Origin of the sequence: Paenarthrobacter sp. NPDC090517, from assembly GCF_044769165.1 — a bacterium.
Classification (GTDB): Bacteria; Actinomycetota; Actinomycetes; order Actinomycetales; family Micrococcaceae; genus Arthrobacter.
The window spans coordinates 262036-279438 of sequence record NZ_JBIVXN010000004.1 but is presented as its reverse complement, the minus strand read 5'-3'; the positions used below and the strand labels follow the sequence as shown (position 1 = coordinate 279438).

20 protein-coding genes are annotated in these 17403 nt (G+C 60.2%); 11 read left to right on the top strand and 9 right to left on the bottom strand.

Going from position 1 to position 17403, the window contains the following annotated elements; genetic code table 11:
* Window positions 1-8: 8 nt before the first annotated feature.
* From ACIQTW_RS14850 to ACIQTW_RS14840, 3 genes are all read right to left on the bottom strand, one after another.
* Entirely contained in the window at window positions 9-761 is a 753-nt protein-coding gene (locus ACIQTW_RS14850) for a metalloregulator ArsR/SmtB family transcription factor (protein WP_091467577.1), read from the bottom strand.
* A 113-nt stretch (window positions 762-874) separates the two neighbouring features.
* Window positions 875-1369 (bottom strand): DinB family protein, encoded by a 495-nt coding sequence (locus ACIQTW_RS14845; protein WP_402938156.1) that lies wholly within the window; start codon window positions 1367-1369, stop codon window positions 875-877.
* Window positions 1366-1797, bottom strand: a complete 432-nt coding sequence (locus ACIQTW_RS14840; RefSeq protein ID WP_402938154.1) for a VOC family protein — start codon at window positions 1795-1797, stop codon at window positions 1366-1368. The genes ACIQTW_RS14845 and ACIQTW_RS14840 overlap by 4 nt, the downstream gene beginning before the upstream one ends.
* A gap of 143 nt (window positions 1798-1940) precedes the next feature.
* On the opposite strand from ACIQTW_RS14840, the gene ACIQTW_RS14835 reads away from it, so the two are divergent.
* Window positions 1941-2432 (top strand): hypothetical protein, encoded by a 492-nt coding sequence (locus tag ACIQTW_RS14835; protein ID WP_402938151.1) that lies wholly within the window; start codon window positions 1941-1943, stop codon window positions 2430-2432.
* A 55-nt stretch (window positions 2433-2487) separates the two neighbouring features.
* A complete protein-coding gene (locus ACIQTW_RS14830; RefSeq protein ID WP_402938148.1) occupies window positions 2488-3177 on the top strand; it encodes a hypothetical protein in 690 nt (229 codons plus the stop codon).
* Window positions 3178-3292: 115 nt separating this feature from the next.
* Here ACIQTW_RS14830 and ACIQTW_RS14825 read toward each other — a convergent pair whose 3' ends face one another.
* Both ACIQTW_RS14825 and ACIQTW_RS14820 read right to left on the bottom strand, forming a co-directional pair.
* Complete coding sequence (locus tag ACIQTW_RS14825) at window positions 3293-3793, bottom strand: GNAT family N-acetyltransferase (protein ID WP_402938146.1); 501 nt, start codon at window positions 3791-3793, stop codon at window positions 3293-3295.
* Window positions 3794-3942: 149 nt separating this feature from the next.
* The gene (locus ACIQTW_RS14820; RefSeq protein WP_402938143.1) at window positions 3943-4368 is read right to left on the bottom strand and encodes a hypothetical protein; all 426 of its coding nucleotides are present in this window, start codon (window positions 4366-4368) and stop codon (window positions 3943-3945) included.
* A gap of 267 nt (window positions 4369-4635) precedes the next feature.
* Between ACIQTW_RS14820 and ACIQTW_RS14815 the strand changes: the two genes are divergently transcribed.
* The gene (locus ACIQTW_RS14815; RefSeq protein ID WP_402938140.1) at window positions 4636-5373 is read left to right on the top strand and encodes an ANTAR domain-containing protein; all 738 of its coding nucleotides are present in this window, start codon (window positions 4636-4638) and stop codon (window positions 5371-5373) included.
* Window positions 5374-5430: 57 nt separating this feature from the next.
* Window positions 5431-6795, top strand: coding sequence for an MFS transporter (locus ACIQTW_RS14810; RefSeq protein ID WP_402938137.1), 1365 nt, complete (start codon window positions 5431-5433; stop codon window positions 6793-6795).
* 61 nt (window positions 6796-6856) lie between these two features.
* Here ACIQTW_RS14810 and ACIQTW_RS14805 read toward each other — a convergent pair whose 3' ends face one another.
* Window positions 6857-7069 carry a hypothetical protein gene (locus ACIQTW_RS14805; RefSeq protein ID WP_402938134.1) on the bottom strand — a complete coding sequence of 71 codons (213 nt, stop codon included), beginning with the start codon at window positions 7067-7069 and terminating at the stop codon, window positions 6857-6859.
* Between the two features lie 176 nt (window positions 7070-7245).
* Between ACIQTW_RS14805 and ACIQTW_RS14800 the strand changes: the two genes are divergently transcribed.
* The 3 genes from ACIQTW_RS14800 to ACIQTW_RS14790 are packed head-to-tail and all read left to right on the top strand — an operon-like array spanning window position 7246 to window position 9761.
* Window positions 7246-8241, top strand: a complete 996-nt coding sequence (locus ACIQTW_RS14800; protein WP_402938132.1) for an NADP-dependent oxidoreductase — start codon at window positions 7246-7248, stop codon at window positions 8239-8241.
* Window positions 8242-8275: 34 nt separating this feature from the next.
* On the top strand, window positions 8276-9130 hold the full coding sequence (locus ACIQTW_RS14795; protein WP_402938129.1) for an alpha/beta fold hydrolase: 855 nt from the start codon (window positions 8276-8278) through the stop codon (window positions 9128-9130).
* 28 nt (window positions 9131-9158) lie between these two features.
* Complete coding sequence (locus ACIQTW_RS14790; RefSeq protein ID WP_402938126.1) at window positions 9159-9761, top strand: TetR/AcrR family transcriptional regulator; 603 nt, start codon at window positions 9159-9161, stop codon at window positions 9759-9761.
* A 31-nt stretch (window positions 9762-9792) separates the two neighbouring features.
* On the opposite strand, the gene ACIQTW_RS14785 is transcribed toward ACIQTW_RS14790, so the two are convergent.
* A complete protein-coding gene (locus tag ACIQTW_RS14785; RefSeq protein WP_091465915.1) occupies window positions 9793-10980 on the bottom strand; it encodes a TerC/Alx family metal homeostasis membrane protein in 1188 nt (395 codons plus the stop codon).
* Between the two features lie 141 nt (window positions 10981-11121).
* Between ACIQTW_RS14785 and ACIQTW_RS14780 the strand changes: the two genes are divergently transcribed.
* Window positions 11122-11433: a hypothetical protein gene (locus ACIQTW_RS14780; RefSeq protein ID WP_402938122.1), complete on the top strand. Its 312-nt coding sequence runs from the start codon at window positions 11122-11124 to the stop codon at window positions 11431-11433.
* Window positions 11430-11735 carry a winged helix-turn-helix domain-containing protein gene (locus ACIQTW_RS14775; protein ID WP_402938119.1) on the top strand — a complete coding sequence of 102 codons (306 nt, stop codon included), beginning with the start codon at window positions 11430-11432 and terminating at the stop codon, window positions 11733-11735. The genes ACIQTW_RS14780 and ACIQTW_RS14775 overlap by 4 nt, the downstream gene beginning before the upstream one ends.
* A 48-nt stretch (window positions 11736-11783) precedes the next feature.
* On the opposite strand, the gene ACIQTW_RS14770 is transcribed toward ACIQTW_RS14775, so the two are convergent.
* A complete protein-coding gene (locus tag ACIQTW_RS14770) occupies window positions 11784-12023 on the bottom strand; it encodes a PLDc N-terminal domain-containing protein (RefSeq protein ID WP_402938116.1) in 240 nt (79 codons plus the stop codon).
* 246 nt (window positions 12024-12269) lie between these two features.
* Window positions 12270-12776, bottom strand: coding sequence for a MarR family winged helix-turn-helix transcriptional regulator (locus tag ACIQTW_RS14765; protein ID WP_402938113.1), 507 nt, complete (start codon window positions 12774-12776; stop codon window positions 12270-12272).
* Window positions 12777-12860: 84 nt separating this feature from the next.
* Here ACIQTW_RS14765 and ACIQTW_RS14760 point away from each other — a divergent pair, with 84 nt between their 5' ends.
* Together ACIQTW_RS14760 and ACIQTW_RS14755 are read left to right on the top strand one after the other, a co-directional pair.
* Entirely contained in the window at window positions 12861-13760 is a 900-nt protein-coding gene (locus tag ACIQTW_RS14760; RefSeq protein WP_402938110.1) for an EamA family transporter, read from the top strand.
* Window positions 13761-14072: 312 nt separating this feature from the next.
* Window positions 14073-17228, top strand: a complete 3156-nt coding sequence (locus ACIQTW_RS14755) for a DUF3427 domain-containing protein (RefSeq protein ID WP_402938465.1) — start codon at window positions 14073-14075, stop codon at window positions 17226-17228.
* Window positions 17229-17403: the final 175 nt, after the last annotated feature.

The window sequence follows — 17403 nt, the reverse complement described above, 5'->3', positions numbered from 1 at the left end:
TCTAGTGGCTACGCGTACATAAGCGAGCCGGGGGTGGTGAGGGTTTCGCCGGTTTCCAGCCAGGTCTTGAGGCCCGAGAGGATCATGGGCCAGCCGCCGTACAGTTGGTCGTTCGCACCTTCGCGGAGCTGATCGTGTGTGACGGTGAGGTGGCAGGAATCGCCGACGGGCTCAATTTCCCACGTGATCCGCGACGTTCCCTCGGCCTTCACATCCTCGCCCCAGAGCGCACGCATGGTTTGGACGAGCCTGCGTGGGGGATCCACTTCGATGTTTTCGCCCTCGCCGAGTGGCGCGTCCGCCTTGACGTTGTGCATCTCGAAGCGGCTGCCCGGGGTCCAGTCCGAGGTAAAGGTGTTTCCGAACTGGTATTTGCTGCGGATCTCGCTGTTGGTTATGGCCTCCCAGAGCCGCTCCGGGGTGGTCTTGATGTAAATTTCGAAGATCTTTTCCATGGGACTTTCCAATCTGGATTTGAGGTCGCTGAGGGCAGCGGCCCATGGTTCTGCGTATTTGCTCACCCAGCGATCGTGGATGAGGCGGATGGGAACCGGATTCAGGAAGTGCAGCTTTTCGCGCCCCCGACGGCGGGTGACCACCAAACCTGCATCCTCCAACAACTTGAGGTGCTTGGCGATACCGAAACGGGTCATCTCGAACCGGGCCCCCAAGGCGGAGGCAGATTGGCCGTCCTCGCGGAACAGCTCATCCAGCAGTTCCCTGCGGGTCGGGTCTGCCAAGGCCTTGAACACTACGTCCATGGGCTCAGAATAGGTGACCAATTGGTCACATGTCAACGGTCGACGGAGCAGGGCATCCGCGCGGGGCGAATGTGCCCGCCTTGTTAGTACCTGCCCGATTGCTCCGCGAGCGGTTACCGGGTGATCTGCTCACGGAGGATGTCGGCATGACCGCAGTGTTGTGCGAGCTCGCGGAGCATATGCAGGTACACCCATCTGAGTGGGAGGGGACCGCGTCGGTTGCCCAGCACCAGGTCATCGAGTCCAAGGGGAGCGGCTGCCCGTCTGGAGGCTTCGCACGCCTCTCGATGCGCCGCCTGGATACTGGCGATGGTGTCTTGGTCGTCCAGAATGAACGACTCGTCAGGCGTGGCAGGGATGCCAATCTCGCTCCGTGGCCGAGAGGTGATGGCTTCGTCGAACCACACGTTCTCAACAAAGGTCGAGTGCTTAACCAAACCCAGAAGTGTTGTTCGGGAAGGCACCAAAGAACGGCGTGCTTGCTCCTCCGTGAGTCCATCCAGGCACTCGTTGAGGGCGCGGCGGTGCTCGTCCAGGAAGGCATCGAACTGCGTCCGGGCATCGAGCTTGATGACATCCTCAGCGAAGGTCGGCGGTTGGGTACTCATCCGAAAACCACCGTGCCGTCGTCGTTAATGCGCCAACCGGGGTTGTGCGCGATTTCCCAAACAATCCCATTCGGGTCCTTGACGTGGCCATGGAAGATGCCGCCGAAGGCCCCGGACTGGGCGGGTTTCACCACAGTGGCACCAGCCGACGCCAGGGCGTCAATGGTGCTGGACACCTCAGCCGGGCTGCCGACGTTGTGTGAAAGTGTTACGCCGCTGACGCCTGAAGTAGGAGTAGTGGTACCGAGGTCCTGATCGAACTTCTCGGCGTCAAACAGTCCGAGCATCAGTCCCGGCGCAACCTGGAAGAAAAGGATTTCGCCGGGAACATCCATGGCCGGATCCCAACCGAGCCCGTCCTTGTAGAAGGCGCGTGCAGCGTCGAGGTCCTTTGTGGCGAACGTGAGGAAATGCAGTCGCTGGTCCATACGGGAATCGTAGCGGGAAGGTACGACGGCGGTAGCCGGCTGTCGTCGCGCCGGCAGACCCGCCTAGGTGCTTCTGCAACGATCCGGTGGTCATTCGCGGGAATTAGGAACCCCCGACCGTCCACCGCGGCAACAATTAGGACATGAGTTCCTCTGCACGTTTGGCCCGGCGTCGGCTTCCACGTGCGGCCCTGCCGATAGCAGCGGCAATGTTGGCGACCTTAGCTTCCGCAGGTTGCGGTGCCTCGGTAGGCGGGGCGCCGCCTTGCTTGCCGCCGGAACATACCGTCAGTCCTTCCTCCGCGAAACCGGGTGATTCAGTCATTGTTTCTGCACCGGACGCCAAGTGCGATCCCCGATACGGTGACGACGCCCTGATCAGTATCGTGTTCATTGATGCGGCTGGGGTAGAGGTGCTCAACACGACAGCACCTATGGCCGACGGCGGCGGGTTCACCTTCACCGCGGAAGTCCCTTCGAACTCCGCCCCAGGCGTTATGGCTGTGAATGCCATGCCCCATGGCGTCGATTGGTGTGACGACACCGGCAAAAACAACCGGGTAAGCCAAGGCGAGTTGCCACTCGAGAGGGCATCCTGCGTGCTCCCCACGAAGCCCCTCAACATCAGCAAGTAGCCTGACTTGCCGGGTCCTGTTGAGGCCCGGTCAAAGCTGGTGGGAGGATGGAGCAGTGGAACCCCTCTTCGACTTCCTTGGCAGTTACTGGTGGCTCATTTTTCCTATCGGCGGGATGGCTGGTGGCTGGGCAAGGTCGTGGTCCAAGGCCAGCGAGGAGCGGCACCGGCGCAAGGTTGAGTTACTGAAGTTACGGAACCAACTGGCGGTCCACGAGGAAGCCAACCAAGCCGAGGTTGTTTCGCTGATTGCCGCACATGACTCGGTGAACCACCGGTGGCTGGAGTACGAGCTCGACGTAGGCAACCTCATTGATTTCCCGCTCATGACGGACGTCCGCGAACCCCTTACAGTCGCGTTCCTCAGAGCCAAAAAAGAAGCCGACGGCTTACGCCCCGCAGCACCCGAGGACATTACGACGCCGGCCCGGTTGGCCGAGTATCGAGCAGCTGTCCACAGCTTTGAACTCGCTTTCGACGTCGCCGAACGGGAAGCCAGGCGCATCAAGGACGGCAACTTCAGCGGCCCGGAACGGCAGCGATTGGCTACGGCAAGGAAGCTGCTCCGCATTGCTGAAGACACCGCAGCCACCCCAGCCGAACGCCAAACGGCGTACAAACGTGCCCGCAAAGAACTCGATGGCCTGATCGTCCTTCCGGAGGCAACGGTCGCCGCTCTTGAAAGCAAGATCATCAGCATGCTGGACACCCGCAAGGACCCCGATACGGACGTCCGGTTCGCTTGAGACTCTGGTGGTGTGGCTTCCTGACCCTCTTTGAACCCCCAACGCGAGCCATTCAACCGATATTGGGTGCTTTCCAAGCATTCAGAATCCAAAGTGGGTCGGGACGGCACAGCCGCTAACCAAACTCGACACCCATCACCGTCCGCGCCAACTCCCCGCCCAGATCGTCCTCGAGCTGTCGCATTCCCAGCCGCTCAGCCACCCGACGCGAGGCTGCGTTGTCCGGGTGGATAATCGCCACCAGACGAGCAACCCCAAGAACATCCCGCGCAAGTTCCAGGCACGCGAAAGCCGCCTCCGTTGCATAACCCCGGCCCTGCAGATCCCGGCGAACGTGGTAACCGACTTCGAGCTCGGACCGCCCGTTGACTTGTTGCCAAGTCAGCCCGCAGTCGCCGACGAACCCGCCGTCGTGCGTTTCCACAATCCACAACCCAAAACCGTCGCGAGCGTAATTCACCTGGTTCCACTCAATCCAAGCCAATGCTTCATCCCGCGTTTTAGGCGCGGGGTAGTACGTCATCACTGCAGGATCGCCGAGTAGAGAGCTCATCTCGTCGAGGTCATCGAGTGACATCTCACGGAAGCGGAGGCGGGCCGTCCGGTATGGGAGCATCTTTGAAGCCTAGCTGCAGAAGACCTGTGCCTTCCTCACCTTCTTTGAAATGGGCAGGGCCCTAAAACAACCGTGATCGGCTGAATTAGGGCCCATAAGACTCCAGAGTCGGTAGTGATGGCACGCCGTCTCTAAACGTGAGCCTCCTATCAGCCCCGGCCCATGCTCGTCGATGGGTCGCCGCCGCTTTCTGACGGGTCGGCGCGCAGGTCATCAGGGTCGCCGCTGGGCAGGCCGGCCGGGCCCGACACGTCGCCTGAGCCTGAAGAAACGTCAGCGTCCGATTCGCTGTCATGGCGAGTTCCGGCGTCGGTGTCCCGCATGCCAGAGTCGTTCGCGCCAGCGTCGCGGTGCCTGGGCGCATCACCTGTCGCGGTGCGGCCCTGCTGGGTGTCATTCGGAGAGAGGTCCTCATCCATGGCGTTGGAGCCTTCGCTGATGGAGGAGTGGACCTGGATGTCGTCGTCTTTGTCGCCCGGCTCGGGGACATGCCCGTCGTCGACGGGGTCGGAGGTGCCTGCCAGATCTTCCATCGCGTTTTCGGTGGCCTTGCGGATGCTGTCTTCTACGCCCATCAGAACGACTCCTTTGCACGAATGGTCCGTATCCGGATCTCGGATTGCATTAGTAAGCCTACTTACTTCCGCGAGCATACGAAACCCTTCCCGGGGTTGACAAATGCCTCTTCGCCACTCATGTATCCGCAGGTCAAGACCACTCGAGCCGCACTTTGTACCGGTGATCGTTGGAGGATAAGGTATTGCCAGACCGTTTTGCAGAGGGCGGCAATATTCGCTCCTTTGCTGTCTGCTGGGGACGCATTTCAGTCAGTAGGAACGTGCATGGTCAACCCCCGCCCTGAGCAGGAAGCTCTCCAGAATGGCTACTTTTTGGATCTAGTCCTGGGCAGCGAAGATGTCGAAGCTTTTCTCGGCGATCTCGCGGCTTTCTCCGCCGAAAGCCTCTCGCACCCGGAAGCACCCGTCTTTTGTGGCATCACTGTATTGCGTCGTAAGAAGTCGGCGACCGCAGCCAGCAGCGATGACCGCGCCAGAGCGATGGATGAGCTCCAGAACGACTTTGATGGCCCTTGCCTCACGGCCATGGACAAGCTCACCGCAGTGATGGTGCCGGATCTTCTTCGGGAGCATCGCTGGCCGGAGTACGTGCAGGCTGCCTCACATTCCGGGCTGCGGTCCATCCTCAGCGTCCCACTCTTGGTGGAAGGCGACACACGTGCTGCGTTGAACCTCTACTCGGAGCAGCCGGATGCCTTCAGCAATGACGACATTGAGCGGGCTGAAGTTTTCGCGTCCCATGCTTCAAAGTCGTTACGACTCGCCCTGAAGATTGCACAACTCAGTGATGCCCGGAACGATCTCGCAGCAGCCATGCAGTCCCGCACGGTGATCGATCTTGCTGTGGGGGCAATCATGGCGCAGAACCATTGCAGCCAGGAAGAGGCCTTCACCATCCTTCGCACCGCGTCCAGCAACCGCAACATCAAGCTGCGGCACTTGGCGAAGTCGATCATTTCCGCTGTTTCGTCGGGGAAGATCACCACGCACTTCGAGGAGTAAGTCCGCCCACCGAACCTGCTTCGTGACCCGAGGCAACCATGGAGCAGACTTAGACGGGTGACCGCCAATAAACCCCGCCCCGGCCTTGCGATCGCCGCGCTGAGCCTCGGGACGGCGCTGAATCCGTTGAACTCGTCCATGATTGCCGTGGCGCTGGTGGTTCTGCGGGAGCATTTCGAGCTCGACGTCGCCACCGTCACCTGGGTGATCACCTCGTTCTACCTTGCGTCCGCTGCGGGCCAGCCGCTCATGGGCCGGCTCGCCGACCGCTTCGGTCCGCGCCGCCTGTTCATGTTCGGCATGGCGCTGGTGGCGGTCACGTGCGCAGTCGCACCGTTCCTCCCCAACTTCGCCTTGGTCTGCGTGGCCCGCGCGCTCATGGCTGTAGGGACCGCGACGGCGTACCCGTCCGCCGTCGTGATGGTCACCGAGTTGAGCCGGCTGGCCAACCTGCCGTCCACTCGGCCGTTGGGCCGGATTCAGATGGCGAACACGTCGGCCGCGGCTGTGGGTCCCGTGGTGGGCGGGCTTTTGGTGAGTTTGGTGGGGTGGCAGGCGTTGTTCGCGATCAACGTGCCCATCGCGTTGTTGGCAATGATCGTGGTGTACAAGGTGGCGCCGGTGGATTCCGGGCGCGAGACCGGCAAGCTCGGGCAACTGATCCGCGATTCCGACATTCCTGGCATCCTCGCGTTCGTCACTTCGCTGATGTTGGCCATGATGGCGCTGCTCAACGTGATGCCCGGCTACCGCTGGTACCTGTTGGGTGCCGCTACGGTGATCGGCGCGCTGTTCGCTTGGCGCGAGCTGCGTTTCCAACCGCCGTTCCTGGACCTGCGCTTGCTGGGCCGGAACCGTCCGTTGCTGCTGGTCTACTTGCTGTTTGTGGTGTTCAGCGGCGTCTACTACTTTGCGTTCTTCGGGCTTCCGCAGTTGCTGCAGGAGGCAGGGAATTACGACGCCGGTGTGGTGGGCCTGCTGATGCTGCCACTTGCGGCGTTGTCGGTTGGGGTGACGCCACTGACCGTGCGGTTTATTGAGCGGTTCGGCGTGCGTTCCGTACTGATCGGAGGGGTGTTGATCCTGACGATCGCGACCGGCGCACTCGGGTTCCTGACCATGACCCTGTGGGCGCCGCTGGTGTTCGTCCTGACTGCCTTGATGGGTGTCCCGTATGGGGTGGTCAGCACGGCGTCGAACCAGGGCCTTTACGTTTCCGCCCGCCCCGGAGAGAGGGGAGTGGCCTCCGGGATCTTCCAGACCTGCCGCTACCTCGGGGCCATCACCGCGACTGTACTGATCGGCGTGCTCTATGGCCCGGGCGTGAACCAAGCGAACTGGGGGATCTTGGTGCTGGTGATGCTTGGCCTCAGTGCTGTGGTGCTGTTGCTGGCTGTGATGTGGCGTAAGCCAGCGGTTTAACGCCCCGAACTCGCCCGTCCGTGTAGCTTACTGGCGCGTGTAACTTACGCTCCGGTGTGGCCTATGCGCCGGTGTGCTGCGCGCAGTGCTCGCAGCAGAACATGCCGCGTTCGTTTTCCATACCGTGACCCAGAATGCGGCAGCCGCAGTGTCCGCAGTTGGGGGCCATGGCGTGGATGGCGCATTCGAAGCTGTCGTAGGTGCCGGTTCGCTCGCCTTGGGTGATGGTGAAGGTCTTGTCGTAATCGTTGCCACATGTATCGCAGGTTGCCATGGTGGAGCTCCATTCGAAGAGGCGGACCCGGCTCCCGCTGGAGGTGAGAGCCGGGATGTTCTTAAGCTAAGCATGCTTACTATCTGCCATCAAGACGGTGCCATAGACGATCTCTTGACTAAATAACTGAGTACACTCATAATTGAGTTAAGTCAGTAATTATCCAAGGAGAGTCAGTGAAAGCCTTCGCCCTCACGCAGTACAAGCAGCCGTTGCAGCAGATCGATGTGCCTGAACCCGTCCTCGGAGACCACCACGTGTTGGTGGAAGTGAAGGCTGCCGGCCTGAACCAGTTGGACGAGAAGATCAGGCTGGGGGAGTTTAAGCAGATCCTCCCCTACAAGCTGCCGCAGGTTCTTGGCCACGATGTCGCAGGCGTGGTTCTGCAGGTCGGAGCGAAGGTTCGGTCCTTCAATCCGGGCGACGAGGTATTCGCCCGCCCCGGAAATGACAGCATCGGCACGTTGGCGGAGCGCATCGCCGTAGCCGAGGGTGACCTGGCCATCAAGCCGGCAACCATCAGCATGGACGAGGCCGGCTCACTTCCGCTGGTGGCGTTGACCGCCTGGCAGGCGCTGATAGAGAGGGGCTCGGTGCGCCCCGGCCAGAAGGTGCTCATCCATGCGGGTGCCGGGGGAGTGGGCTCCATCGCTATCCAGCTAGCCAAATACCTTGGGGCCACGGTGGCTACTACGGTCAGTGCCGGGAACAAGGACTTTGTTCGGGACCTCGGCGCGGATGTGGTGATCGACTACCGGACCGAGGACTTTGCGGAGATTATCCACGACTATGACCTCGTCCTGGACAGCCTCGGCGGCGAGAACCTGGAGCGCTCGCTGACAGTCCTGAAGCCCGGCGGAAAAGTCATCGGCATTTCCGGGCCTCCGGACGCTGGCTTCGCTCGCCAAATAGGTGCGAACGCCCTGTTGCGGGGTGTCATGACCCTGATCAGTTCAGGTGTGCGACGCAAAGCCAAGCGCCTCGGCGTCACCTACGAGTTCCTCTTCATGCAGGCCAACGGCAAGCAGTTGAGGGAAATTGCGGCACTCGTTGATGCCGGAGACATCAAGCCGGTAGTGGGACGAGTGGTTCCGTTCGGTCAGACCTCCGATGTCCTGGCAGCACTTGAAAAGGGCGGCGTCCGCGGCAAGACCGTGGTCAGCCATCTCTAGGACAAAACCATTTCGAAGCGATAGGACCAAAACCATGAGCAGTGAACAGCAAAACCAGGGCAGTTACTTCCAGGTGCCCGCGAAAACCGTGACGGCTAACGGCGTCAGCTACGCGTACCGCGAATTGGGGCCCAAGGGTGGTGTCCCGGTGGTTTTCCTCATTCACCTTGCGGGGACCATGGACAACTGGGATCCGCGCATCATCGATCCCATCGCGGAGAAACATCACGTGATCACGTTCAGTAATCGCGGCGTGGGCGCATCCACAGGGTCCGTTCCGGACAGCATCGAAGGCATGGCGGACGACGCTGCCACCTTTATCAAAGCCCTCGGTTATCAAAAGGTGGATCTCTTCGGATTCTCGCTTGGTGGCATGATCGCCCAGTCGCTAGTGGTCAAACATCCCGGGCTCGTCCGCAAACTTGTGCTCGCCGGCACGGGTCCTGCCGGTGGAGAAGGAATCCAGAAGATCATCGGAACAACGTACTACGACGTACTCCGGGGTACTTTGACCCGACAAGATCCTAAGGAGTTCCTGTTCTTCAACCGCAACTCTGCAGGCAAACTTGCTGCGCGGGCTTTCATCGATCGACTGAAAGAGCGCACCACCAATCGCGAGGCACCCGTCAAGCTCCAGGCATTCCAGACGCAACTGAAGGCCATCCGCAGGTGGGGAATGTCGCCGTCGGACGATCTGGGGGTCATCACCCAGCCGACGCTGATCGCCAACGGCGACAACGACCGCATGGTGCCCTCGATTCTTTCGAGCGACATGCACCGCAGGATTCCCGGCAGCGAGCTGGTTATCTACCCCGACTCCGGGCACGGCGGCATCTTCCAGTTCCATGACAAGTTCGTCCCTATTGCCCTCGAATTCCTGAGCCGCTAATACGTCGGGCCGCTGATACGGTAGCTGAATGCAGCCTGCGCCCCAGACACTTGGCCGACGTGAGCGGAATAAGCAGGAAAAGCTTGACCGCATCACCGCGGCCGCACGAGAACTTTTTACCCAGTACGGAGTAGACGAGGTCACCACCCAGCAGGTGGCTGAGAAGGCCGACGTCGGATCGGGAACCTTGTTCTTGTACGCCAAGACCAAGGCGGAGCTACTTCTCCTAGTGCACAACGTGAAATATGCCCAGGCCCTCGACTCGGGAATCGAAGCAGCCTCCACGGAAAAATCGGTGCTGGACGCCGTGATGGCCATCATTCGCCCCATCATTGAGTGCAACCGGGTTCAGATCGAGAACGGCCGTACTTATCTTAGGGAGATCGTCTTCGGCGATCCTTCCGAACCGCACCATGCAGAGGCGTTGTCGCTCACTATTCGCACCGAAGCCGCCATCGCAGAGATTTTTTCCCGGGATGAGCGGCTGGTGGCCCGTGATCCGGAGAAGCTGGCCCGGATCGTCTCGTCGATCATGTTCATCAGCATGACGTCATCAGCCAACGTCGGACACACGGACGCCCAGGTTGGCGACGAGATCCGGGATCAGATCAACGTGCTCCTGGGCGCCTAGTTTGTAAGGGCTGGCCGGTTGGTGAATTGGCTTAGCGGTTGAGGAACGCCTCGTGCTGGCGGTGCGCTTCGGCCACCTGCTCGCGGATCTGCTCCACGTCCTTGGCCTTGTTCCTGTACTTCAGCGGCATCTGCACGATCTGGGCTTCTTCCGCGGTCAGGGCCCGGTAGATACGTTCGCGCTCGTTGGCATCAGCCGTGTAGTCGAGGTCGAGGTAGTTGACGGCGTGGCGGCGGGCGTTGTTGATGGCAGTCTGGGCCTTTCCAGCCGGGCTGAGGAGCGAGAGTACTACGGTAATGATCAGGGTGCCGATGATGACGCTGAGCGAGAGGCCAGTGGTGATTTCGATGACGTTGACGTGCTCGCCGTCGTTGATGAACGGCAGGTTGTTCTCGTGCAGGGCGTGCAGGATCAGCTTGACGCCAATGAACGCGAGGATCGCCGCCAGGCCGTAGGAGAGGTAGATGAGGCGGTCCAGGAGTCCATCGATCAGGAAGTACAGCTGGCGCAGGCCCATCAGTGAGAAGGCCGTGGCGGTGAACACGATGAAGACGTTCTGAGTCAGGCCGAAGATTGCCGGGATGGAGTCGAGGGCGAAGAGGATGTCCGTTCCGCCGATGGCTACCATTACCAGCAGCATGGGAGTCAGGGCCCTCTTACCGTTGACCATGGTGAAGAGCTTGTCGCCGTCGTACTTGTCCGTGGTGTGGAAGAACTTCTTGGCGAGCCGGATGATGAAGTTGTTGGCCTGGTTATCGCCGTGGTCGCCGGGCTTGAGGAGGTTGCCGGCCGTCAGCAGCAGAATCAGGCCGAAGATGTAGAACACCCAGGCGAACGAGTTGATCAGCGCGGCACCCAGGAAGATGAAGCCGGTCCTGGCGATCAGCGAGAAGACGATGCCGAAGAGAAGGACCTTCTGCTGATCCTCACGAGGGACCCGGAAGCTCGCCATGATGATCAGGAACACGAAGAGGTTGTCTACCGAGAGGGCCTTCTCAGTGATGTAGCCGGCGAAGTACTCGGACCCCATTTGGCCGCCGCCGAAGATCAGCACCAGGATGCCGAAGACCACTGCCAAGCCCACGTAGATGCCGGACCAGACGGCCGCTTCCTTCAAGGTGGGGACGTGTGCCTTCCGGATGTGGAAGAAGTAGTCGAAGGCGAGCAGCGCCAGAATAACGACGATGGTGATGCCCCAAATGAGGGGAGAGACAGTCATATGATCCTGCTTTCGTGAGGTGCGGCGTGGTACTCACCGAGGGTCAGAACTTCTGGGCTCAAATTTACCGGCTTCGTTGCGGCGGGTGATAACTGGGTGACATGCTTGCCGGTAGCCGTCACTTTCACGAGCCTGGCCATTATGGGTTCCCTGCTAATGATCGGGATGCACATTGTGACCCATACCGGATACGGCGCGGCCCTTCTGGCCTGTTCAGTGGGCGCCTGGGGTGCGATCACTGCGTGCATCTGGCCCATGTTCCAACGGTCAACCAAGGCCGGCTTCACCAAACGCTTCCTCACGTCCCTCATCGCCTACTTCGCCTTGTACGTTGTGGCGCTGGTTGGCGGTGCGTACTTCTTCCCGAACGGTAACCTCTGGTTCTACATCCCGGCCGCTATCGCCCTGGCTGCCATCGGACTTGCCGCTGCCTTCCGTGAGCTGCGCGCATGAGCACGCCCACAGAACACCCGCGGCACAAGCTCAACGAGCTCGTCCACTCGCCCGTCCGTTTCTCCATCATGGCGGCCCTCTCCAGGGCTGAGGCGTTGGACTTCAAGGACCTGCGAGATGCCATCCAGGTGAGCGACTCCGTGTTGAGCAAGCAGCTCTCGATTTTGGAGAAGGCCGAGTTCGTGAAGATCAAAAAGAGCTTCGCCGGCAAGATGCCCCGAACGTCGGCTAGCCTGACGGCTGCCGGCCGGGATGTATGGGCGGCGCACTTGCAGACGCTGCGGGAGATTGCTGGCGGCTAAAGCACCGCGATCGGTGCGGAAAGCACGACACCGGGACTCGTGTTGGGGTCAGAGTGTCTTCCGCAACCTGGCGCTATTCCCGAAGCTGGCCAGGCGCGGTTTCGCGTAGAGCCACGCGAGGAGTCCGAGGAGCGGGAGTACAAAAAGTAGGACCACCCAGAGCACCCGGGTGGTTTGGTCGAGACGAACTTCGCTGAGCACATCAAAGACTGCCCAGATGATCGATCCCATAACGAAAATAGCGGACGCTCCCGCCAACAACACCAAGATCCACTGCCAAGCTTCCACGTCGTCCCCCTCGACCAGATGGTCCGATCAAGCTAACACCCCTCGCTAGCCGCGGAGTAGCCCCTTGCCGCGGCTCATCTCCTGCGTCAACACAAAGTACGACGGCGTAGGTGCCCTTAATGCCGGCGGCTTAGCTGACCTGCTTCATAAGCCGTAGAGCGCGCGCCGCAAGAAGCTCCATGATCGCTGACGTTAGCTCTGAGGTCACGCGTTCAGCATAGTCATGCCCGGGCGGCTGCTCCGTGCTTAGGAGGGTTCGCCGTCGTTGTTTGTTAGTAGGAACTTGCGCAAGAGGTTAGCGAGTTGCACTCGCTCGGTTTTGGACAGCCCTTCGAGCATCTTGTGCTGGTTCTCCACGTGGTGGTCTACCACTTCATCCACCAAGGCGAGTCCCTTAGGGGTGAGGCTGATCAGCAGTTGCCGGCGGTTGTCCGGGTTGGTCTCACGATGAACCAGCCCCCGGTTTACGAGTCGGTCCACGCGGTTGGTCATGGCTGCGGAACCGATCATGGTCAGGCTGGCCAATCGTCCGGGAGTTAGCGGCGCTTCTGCTGCCGAGCGCCGGAGCGTTGCCAGCACGTCGAACTCCCACGGCTCCAGGCCGAACTGGCTCATGAACTTCTGCACGTCCAGTGATGCCAGGCGGCTGGCCCTGTTCAGCCGGCCCAGAACGCCCATCGAACTGACGTCCAGGTCGGGGCGCTCCTTGTTCCATTGCTCAAGAATCGTGTCTACTGCGTCGCGGTCCATCATCCCTCCAAGCTTGACCTCAAACAGTACACCACCTAGATTGTCTTACATCAAATAGTTCGACATCAAAATATATGGAAGTGGACAATGGTTAAGGCGTCTCCTCGGGATCTATTCATCACTGCACTGGCGCCCATGGTCTGGGGATCGACTTACTTGGTGACCACCGAGTTTCTCCCCGCCGACAGGCCGCTCCTGGCCGCAACCGTCCGTGCCCTTCCGGCTGGCATCGTGCTGATGCTCGTCACCCGCACATGGCCGCGGGGGAGCTGGTGGTTCAAGGCGGCCGCCCTGGGCGCACTCAACATCGGGCTGTTCTTCTTCCTCCTGTTCTTCACCGCCTACCAACTGCCCGGTGGGGTGGCGGCGCTGGTCGGGTCGATTCAGCCGCTGTTCGTGTTGCTTCTTGGAGTGCCGCTGCTGGGGGAGCGGATCCGCATGACGCACATCGTCGCGTGCGCTGTGGGAGCGGCCGGAGTCGGTTTGCTGGTCCTGCGGTCCACCGCGACGCTGACGGTTATCGGTGTGCTTGCCGGGATGGCCGGCGCGCTGAGCATGGCGGCAGGGATTGTGCTCACCAAACGCTGGGGAAGGCCCGACGGCGTGGGGTTGCTTGGGTTTACCGGCCTGCAGTTGGCGATGGGTGGAGTCATGCTCCTGCCGGTGACGTTGGTGGTTGAAGGGCTGCCACGGTCGGTCTCGGTGCCTAACCTGGCAGGCTTTGCTTACCTCAGTGTGATCGGTGCGCTGGCGGCCTACGCGGTGTGGTTCCGCGGGATCCAGCGGCTGCCCACGATGGTGGTTTCGTTCCTGGGATTTCTGAGCCCCTTGGTAGCTACGGTGTTGGGGTTTGCGTTCCTGGGGGAGGCGTTGTCGGGCTGGCAGATTGTGGGGGCTCTGTTAGTTCTGGCGGCTGTGTTTTTGGTGCAGCGGCCGCCAGCTGAGGCGAGCCCAGACCGTCTACGTCGGGTAGATACGCTTAGGTAGCGGGCGGCAACCAACGTGCGACGATTGGGCCGCTGGTCCGCGCAGGAAGGTGAAACTGCGGTGCCGAACTGCCCCTCTGAGGCCTCGATTCCAGCGTTGTGTGGCTTCGCCTGCAGGTCAGCGGGATACGCAAGGTCATAGCGGAGACCCGTCGACGGCTGTCCGCATCCCCCACACATTGCGGCTGTCGCGGGCAGTTCATGGGAACTTGATTCCAGCTGCCTCGTTGCCTCGGCTGTCTGAACGGACAGTTCTTGAACGCCGTATGCAGAGGCTTTGTCTATTGTCTCTCATACCCAATACCCTGGCGAGGTGAATACATTCGATGGGGAACTCGGGCGCACAGCGCTCCCTGAAGGGCTTTACGAACTCCTGCAAACGACGCGTCTGGAAGCCAAGCTCGCGCTAGTCCCGGAACTCAGCGCTACAGTCGATGCGATTCACGAAGACGACGCCCCGGATGTGCTCGCTCGCCACATCGCCGAAGTGGTCAAAGACGCGCTCATGGCTGCCGAGCCAGAGGAACGCGTCACGCTAGCCAACCGCCTCCTTTCCCAGATCCAGGCCGACAACCAGATCACGCCTGGCCCAAGTCAGCTGCTCTCGTTGCACCGACTGGACGCCCTAAAGCGACGGCAACTCAGGCGGCCCACCACGAAGCTCAGTGATTCTGCGCTGCTCACCAATGGCAAGGAAGATCCCAATCTTGCAGCTGAACTTCGATCCGAAATTGAATCGGCAAACACAGTCGACCTGCTTTGCGCCTTTGTGCGATGGACAGGCCTAAGGCTTCTCCAGCCTGCCCTCGAACGGTTGCGCGATCGTGGCGTGAAGTTCAGGGTTATCACAACCACTTATATGGGAGCCACCGAACGTCGGGCCATCGACGAGCTCGTTCGCCGTTATGACGCTGAAGTGAAGATCAGCTATGAAACGCAGGCAACGCGCCTACACGCCAAGGCCTGGCTCTTTCGTCGGGACACCGGCTTTGACACTGCTTACGTTGGCAGTTCGAACCTGAGCCAAGCTGCGCTCCTAGACGGTCTTGAATGGAATGTTCGGCTGAGTTCGGTCGCGACGCCTGCTCTGCTCAAGAAGTTCGAGGTCACTTTCGACAGCTATTGGGAACAACGGGCATTCCAGAGTTATGACCCCGATCGTGACGGCGACAAGCTGGAGGCTGCGTTGGAACGCAGCAGGGGTAAGCGGACGGCTGCTCCAGATGCCGTCACAGGCCTCGAAATCGTGCCGTTTCTTCATCAGGAAGAAATGCTTGAAGACCTCGAAGCTGAGAGGTCAAAGGGATTCAACAGGAATCTTCTGGTGGCCGCTACCGGGACAGGTAAGACTGTCATTGCAGCGCTAGACTACAAGCGCCTCTGTGAAGCGGCGGGCAGGCCCTTAACCCTGCTCTTTGTGGCTCACCGACAAGAGATCCTGAAGCAATCCCTACGAACCTACCGAAACGTCATGCAGGATGGCGCCTTTGGTGAACTCTTCGTGGGTGATCACAGGCCGCAGCGGTGGACGCATCTCTTTGCTTCAGTACAGTCTCTTGCGTCGCTTGGGATCGATAAGTTTGAAGCCAAGGAGTTCGACGTCGTCGTGATCGATGAGTTCCACCATGCGCTGGCACCTACTTATCGGCAACTACTCGAGTTCCTGCAACCTCAGCAGCTCCTAGGGCTGACTGCTACGCCCGAACGCGGCGATGGTGGCAACGTCGCCAATGAATTCTTCGAGGGGCGAACGGCCAGCGAGCTACGGCTTTGGGACGCCTTGGACGCCGACCTACTGGTTCCGTTCCATTATTTCGGTGTCTCCGATGATGTCGATCTCAGCCAGGTGGAGTGGCAGCGTGGCAACTATGACACCTCGCAACTCGACCGGCTGTACACGGGCAACGACGCCCGCGCCGCGAAGGTCATTCGGGAGCTTCGGGACAAGGTCGTCGGCACTGAACACATGCGCGCCATCAGCTTCTGCGTTTCAGTCCAGCACGCCCACTACATGTCGAAGGTGTTCAACGACGCCGGTATCCCGTCGGTTGCGGTTGACGGTGGCACCGATGAAGCTGCGCGTACCGGCGCTTTGGAACAGCTTCGCAACCGAGAGATCAACTGTATTTTCGCCGTAGACATTTTCAACGAGGGCCTTGACGTCCCCGAAGTGGACACCATCCTCATGCTGCGGCCAACACAAAGCGCCACAGTCTTCCTTCAGCAGTTGGGCCGCGGGTTGCGGCGAGCGGACGACAAGGCGGTACTAACGGTTCTGGATTTCATTGGCCAACAGCGCCGTGAGTTCCGTTTCGATCAGCGTTATAGGGCGCTTACCGGTTATGGACGAAAGCAACTCGGAAAGGCTGTCGAGGAAGAATTCCCGTATCTCCCCTCAGGGTCCCAAATTGTGCTTGACCGAGTGGCGCAGAAAGTCGTGTTAGACAACATCAAAGCCCAGCTGCGCTTCAATCGCAATCAGTTGGTCAGTGACGTAGCCGCGTATGGGCAAATCGAGCTCGCCGCTTACCTGCGCGAATCGGGCAACGACCTGAAGACGATATATCGCTCCACCCGTGACTCCTGGACGGGCTACCTTCGCCAAGCTCAGCTCATTGAGGGATTTTCTGGTCTTGAATCCGTGCTCAAACGTGTCCACCACGAACGTTCAGGTGCGGACGAAAGGAAGCTCCTTGGACGGATGGCTGCTCTAATCCACGTAGACGATCCGGAACGGGCGGAAGCGTATTCCATGCTCGTTGATGCCGAAGCACCCCGCTACGCAGAGCTGGGTATTCGAGAACAGACGTACGCTCGAATGCTGTTTTACACGCTTTGGGACGACGGCGGGGGCTTCAAGACATACGACGACGGTCTCGACCACCTTCGTCAATACCAATTTGTCTGTAGCGAGATTCGCCAGATCGTCCGTTTGGGAGTGATGGCCTCGAAGCACGCGGCCAAGGGCTTAGGTGCCGGGCTTCAACACGTACCCTTGTTGTCTCATGCGACATACCGACGTGAGGAGATTCTAGCGGCGCTTCAGTATGGGTCGCTGGAGCTGGGAAAGAATGTTCAGCACCGCGAAGGTGTGGCCTGGTGCCCTGCAACGGCGACAGACGCTTTCTTCGTCACGCTCAATAAAGATGACAGGAAGCACTCGGCAACCACGATGTACAAGGATTACGCGATCAGCCCGGAGCTATTCCACTGGGAGTCGCAAAACAGTACTGCGCCATCCAGCCCGGTTGGAAGGCGTTATTTGGATCGGAAGCTGCACGGCTCTCACATCCTCTTGTTCACGCGCGAAACTGCTGAGGACGAAACAGGCTTGACCGTTCCATACACCTGTCTCGGGCCGGTTGACTATGTCGAGCATGCAGGCGAGAAGCCCATCGCGATTACCTGGAAGTTGCAGCGCCAGATGCCGGCGGACGTTTTCGCAAAGGGAGCGGCAGTGGCGCAGTAGACATTCAAGGAATCCAGTGGTGGGAGCTCGCGGAGAGCGTCCCAGTACGATGGCGAGCAGATGGGGGCGGTCAATTGCGTGGTCAACTGCGGAATCGACTCTGACCGGATACCGGAGTCGCGGTCAGGGTCACTATGCCGAACAATATGTTCGAGCGCTAGCAAGCGCCAGTGGA